General features: G+C 73.4%; 1 protein-coding gene. It reads right to left on the reverse strand.

What is annotated here, in order from left to right; all coding sequences use genetic code 11:
- Positions 1–1,224: glycosyltransferase (locus ACLBYG_RS31555; protein WP_447684083.1), on the reverse strand; the 1,224-nt coding region annotated here is incomplete at both ends.

Genomic DNA, 1,224 nt, shown 5'->3' on the forward strand with positions numbered 1-1,224 from the left:
TCCGGCTCCTCGAACCCGTCCGCGTCCACCGCCAGGCACGACCGGCACTCGGTGACCGGCGCCAGGCCGCAGTAGCGCCCGTCCGGCTGCACCAGGTGGTTGCGGTGGCACACCGGCGAGTAGTCGTGCAGCGTCCACGCGTAGGGACGCCCCGACCCCGCCACCACCGCCATCAGCGCCCGCGCCGCGCCCCAGCGTAAGCCCGCCAGCGAGTGCACGTGGATCAGGACCGGCGCCAGCTGCCCGACGAACTCCGCGAGCTCCGCCGCGTCGCGCGGCAGGTACAGGCTGTCGAGGTTGGGCAGGTACAGGAACTCGGGGCCGCGATACGAGACGTGGACCTCGAGGTTGCGGGTCCGGTCGATCTGCAGCAGCACCACGCTCAGGCCCTCGGCCCGGGCCTGCGCGACCATGTCGTCGATGTGCCGCTGGATGCCCCCGCCCCAGCTGTGCGTCACGTACAGCAGCGCCCGCCCGGCGAAGTGCCGGGCCAGCCGCGCCCGGTCGAGCCGCGCCCGCCCGCGCCGGCCGGGATCGGCCTGGACGAACTGCCCGACCCGGGCCGGGTAGTCGGGGTGCTTGGCGAGCAGCGCCGCCTGGCCCTGGTCGTACTCGCCGCCCGCATCGAGCCCGAACGAGATCTGGCCGGCATGGTGGACGAACACGTCCTCGGCGAGCAGGTTGACGAAGCCGGCCTTGATGGCGCGCAGGCACCAGTCGTTCTCCTCGCCGTAGCCCTTGCCGAAGGCCTCGGCGTCGAGGTCGCCGACGGCGTCGAGGGCGGCGGCGGTCATGTACATGCAGAAGCCGACGCCGGTGGGCACGGGCACGGCGCGGCCGCGATTGACCTGCGCGGCCACGCGGTCGAGGTCGGGCCGGGCGATCTCCAGCGGCATGGTGTTGTTGGCGTTGAAGCGCGGGTAGGAGCAGATCGTGGCGTTGTTGGACAGCGGCGTGACGCTGCCCACGGGCAGCCCCGCGCCCATCCCTGCCCCGGCCTCTACTCCTGCGCCTGCCTCCCCGCCGGACCCGGCCTGAGGGTCTGCCTGCGGTTCGGCGTGGGCGACGAGGCGGTCGAGCCAGTCGCCGAAGACTTCAGCGTCGGAGTTGAGCAGGACGACGGCGCGGCCCTGGCGCAGGCCGAGGGCGCGGTTGACCGAGCGGACGAAGCCGAGGTTGCGCTCGTTCTCGACGAGGTGGAACAGGCCGCGTCCGGCGAGGGCG

Source organism: Methylobacterium sp. D53M (assembly GCF_053345625.1).